General features: G+C 71.9%; 5 protein-coding genes. 4 read left to right on the top strand and 1 reads right to left on the bottom strand.

The features are described 5' to 3' along the window. The 4 genes from AC1D01_RS25940 to AC1D01_RS25925 form a co-directional block, all read left to right on the top strand. Window positions 1-263, top strand: a 263-nt coding sequence (locus AC1D01_RS25940) for an orotidine 5'-phosphate decarboxylase / HUMPS family protein (RefSeq protein ID WP_477871483.1), incomplete at its 5' end; no start/stop codon positions are given. Continuing rightward, complete coding sequence (locus AC1D01_RS25935) at window positions 254-808, top strand: GNAT family N-acetyltransferase (protein ID WP_477871481.1); 555 nt, start codon at window positions 254-256, stop codon at window positions 806-808. The genes AC1D01_RS25940 and AC1D01_RS25935, both read left to right, overlap by 10 nt. Before the next feature lie 84 nt (window positions 809-892). Then, window positions 893-1369, top strand: coding sequence for an SET domain-containing protein (locus AC1D01_RS25930; RefSeq protein WP_477871479.1), 477 nt, complete (start codon window positions 893-895; stop codon window positions 1367-1369). A 21-nt stretch (window positions 1370-1390) separates the two neighbouring features. Next, a complete protein-coding gene (locus AC1D01_RS25925) occupies window positions 1391-2044 on the top strand; it encodes a DNA-3-methyladenine glycosylase I (RefSeq protein WP_477871477.1) in 654 nt (217 codons plus the stop codon). Window positions 2045-2096: 52 nt separating this feature from the next. Here AC1D01_RS25925 and AC1D01_RS25920 read toward each other — a convergent pair. Beyond that, window positions 2097-3423: alpha-amylase family glycosyl hydrolase (locus AC1D01_RS25920; protein WP_477871475.1), on the bottom strand; the 1327-nt coding region annotated here is incomplete at its 5' end.

Here is a 3423-nt window from a genome sequence, read left to right as displayed (position 1 = left end):
GCCACGGGGTCGTCGCGTCCGCCCACGAGGCCGCGCTGCTGAAGCAGCAGCTTCCGCCCGGCGCGCTGATCGTGACGCCGGGCACCCAACCCGCCGGCATGGCGCGCAACGACCAGGCCCGCACCGCGACGCCGGCCGAGGCGCTGCGGGCCGGCGCCACGCACGTGGTGCTGGGCCGCGCGATCACGCAAGCGGCCGATCCGCGCGCCGCCTTCGACGCCATCTGCCGCTCCCTTCACGACGAGGCCCTCGCATGCCCTTGACGCCGCCCGCCCCGATCGAGACGCCGCGCCTCGTGGTGCGGCAGATCACCGAAGCCGACCTGCCCGGCCTGATGGCCGTCAACGGCGACGACACGGTGACGCAGTTCCTGCCGTACGCGACCTGGCGCTCGATGGACGATGCCACCGCCTGGTACCAGCGCATCACCGGCATCCAGGCGACCGGCAACGCGGTGCAGTTCGTGATCCTGTCGCGCGACGACGCGACGGTGATCGGCGCCGGGCTGCTGTTCAACTTCAACGAGGGCAGCGCCCGTGCCGAACTCGGCTACGTGCTGGGCCGCGCGCACTGGGGCCGCGGGCTGGCGCGCGAGGCAGTCGCCGCGCTGGTCGGCGTCGCGTTCGGATCGATGGGCGTGCGCCGCCTGGAAGCCGAGGTCAATCCGCTGAACCGATCGTCGGTGCGCTTGCTGCAATCGCTCGGCTTCACGCGCGAGGGGCTGCTGCGCCAGCGCTGGGTCGGCAAGGGCAAGACCTACGACGTCGAACTGCACGGGCTGCTGTGTGACGAGTTCCGTTCGCACTGAGCTTGTCGAAGGGCCTGCTCGCATCGCACCAGGCTTCGACAAGCCCAGGGCGAGCGGGGTTTGATTGCTTGCGACAATCCCGCCATGCCTCAGCTGCGCGCACTCGCCGCCCCCGAACCCACAAGCGCCCCGCCACGCCCGCGCGGCATCCCCGCCGACCCGCAGAAGTTCGCGCTGACCGTGGCCCCGAGCACCATCGACGGCCAGGGCGTGTTCGCCGCCGAGGCGATCCCCGCGCGCCGCAAGATCGGCGAGCTGMGCGGCGAGCCGATCAGCGTGGCCGAGGCCCGGCGGCGCGCCCGCGGCGTGGCCCGCATCATGATCGTCGAGGTCTCCGAGCGGCGCGCCATCGATGCCTCGGCGTCGACCGACGCGCTGCGCTTCGCGAACCACTCCTGCCGGCCGAACATGGTGCTGAAGCTGCAGCAGGGCCGCGTCGCGTTCCATGCGCTGCGCGACATCGGCGCCGGCGAGGAACTGACCGTCGGCTACGGCCGCTCGCACCACCTGGGCCGGCTCGCGTGCCGCTGCGGCGCGCCGGGCTGTGCCGGATCCCTCTGAAGCCCCCTGCCCCGAACCGCCATGACGACCCCCGCCCAGCACCAGGCCGCCGAACGCCGCGGCCTCTTCATCGCCGACGACGGCGCCCCGCGCTGCCACTGGTGCCGCGCGACGCCCGGCTACCAGCACTACCACGACCATGAATGGGGCTTCCCGGTCACCGACGAACGGCGGCTGTTCGAGAAGATCTGCCTCGAGGGTTTCCAGGCCGGGCTGAGCTGGCTGACGATCCTGAACAAGCGGGAGTCCTTCCGCGCCGGTTTCGCGAACTTCGAGGCCGACCAGGTCGTGCGCTTCACCGCGAAGGATGTCGAGCGGCTGCTGGCCGACGCCGGCATCGTGCGCCACCGCGGCAAGATCGAATCGACGATCAACAACGCGCAGCGCGTGCTGGAGCTGCGCCAGGAGTTCGGCTCGTTCGCCGCCTATGCGTGGGGCTACGAGCCGGCGGCGCGTTCGCGGCCGAAGAAGCTGACGCACGAGGCGCTGATCGCGATGACGACCTCGCCGGAGGCGATCGCGATGTCGAAAGACCTGAAGAAGCGCGGCTGGAGCTTCGTCGGGCCGACCACCGTCTACGCGTTCATGCAGGCGATGGGGCTGGTCAACGACCACCGCGAAGGGTGTGCGTCGCGCGACGCGGCGTTGCAGGCCCGCGCGGCGCTGAAGTTGTAGCCCGGATGCCAATCCGGGATTCGTGGCGGTGGGACCCGGATTGGCATCCGGGCTACATGCTGAACAGCCAGGCCGCGTCGCGCGCCGGCAGCCGCAGGCGGATCGTGCGCCCTTCCAGCGCCCAGCGGTGGCCGCTCGGCGAGACCCAGCGGGCGACGTCGAACGGCAACGCATCGAGCGGCACGACGGCCTCGGCAGCATCGCCGCGATTCGCCACCAGCAGCGTGACCGCCGCCGCGTTGACCCGCGCGAACGCGATCCAGTCTTCGCCATGCGCCAGCGTGAGGCACGCACCCTCGCGCAACTCGGCCCGATCACGACGCCACCCGGCGAAGCGCTTCACCCGCTCGAGGATCGCCGGCCGCCAGCTCGCGCCGCTCCAGTCGAAACAGCGCCGGTTGTCCGGGTCGTTGCCGCCTTCCAGCCCGACCTCGTCGCCGTAGTAGATGCACGGCACGCCGGGGTAGCCGAACTGCAGCGCCTGCGCCACGCCGTGCAGCGCCTCGTCGGTGCCGAGCCGCGTGAACAGGCGCTGCGTGTCGTGGCTGTCGAGCGCGTTCCACTGCGCGAGCGCCACCTCGTGCGGCACCACCGCGCGCGATTCACCGAGCCAGGCCACGAGGTCGGCCGTCGCGACCGGCGCCGCGCGCCCGCCGAAATCGACGCCCGCCAGCCACTGCCACAGCGGCAGCGTGAAGCCCCAGTAGTTCATCGCGGCGTCTTCCTGGTCGCCCTGCAGCCACGAGCTCGCTTCGCTGAAGTGCTCGCCGACCAGGATGGCCTCGGGGTTCTCGTCGCGCACCGCGTCGCGCATCGCGCGCAGCATCGCGGCGTTGTTGCCGGCGCCCGGGCCCTCGCCCAGCATGTGCACCGCATCGAGCCGCCAGCCGTCGGCCGACACCGGCGGCTGCAGCCAGCGCCGCAGCACCGAGCGCGGGCCGCGGATGAAGGCGTCCAGCACCTCGGGGTGCGCGTAGTCGAGCACCGGCAGCGATTGATGGCCCTTCCAGTAGACCGGGTGGCCGTGCGCGTCGCGCGCGTACCAGCCGTGCCATGGCGAATCGGGCGATTGCCAGGCCCCGGGTTGCTCGTGCTGCGCGAAGCGGTTGAACCACGGATGATTCGCGCCGGTGTGGTTCAGCACCGCATCGAGCACCAGGCGCAGGCCGGCCGCGTGCAATCGCTGCGACAGCGCGACGAGCGCCTCGTCGCCGCCGAGCCCCGCGTCGACGTGGTCGTAGTCCTCGGTGTCGTAGCGGTGGTTGCTGCCGGAGCTGAACACCGGCGTCAGGTAGACGGTCGTCACGCCGAGCGCCTGCAGGTGGCCGAGGCGCTCGCCGATGCCGGCCAGGTCGCCACCGTAGAACGCGCTCCAGGCC

Source organism: Rhizobacter sp. P3_B12 (assembly GCF_056402895.1).
Note: the sequence above shows the minus strand (reverse complement) of the source record. Positions and strands in the feature narration are given on the sequence as shown.

Coding starts and splice junctions, on each gene's coding strand:
- AC1D01_RS25935 (WP_477871481.1), top strand. CDS start 254: ATGCCCTTGACGCCGCCCGCCCCGATCGAGACGCCGCGCCTCGTGGTG.
- AC1D01_RS25925 (WP_477871477.1), top strand. CDS start 1,391: ATGACGACCCCCGCCCAGCACCAGGCCGCCGAACGCCGCGGCCTCTTC.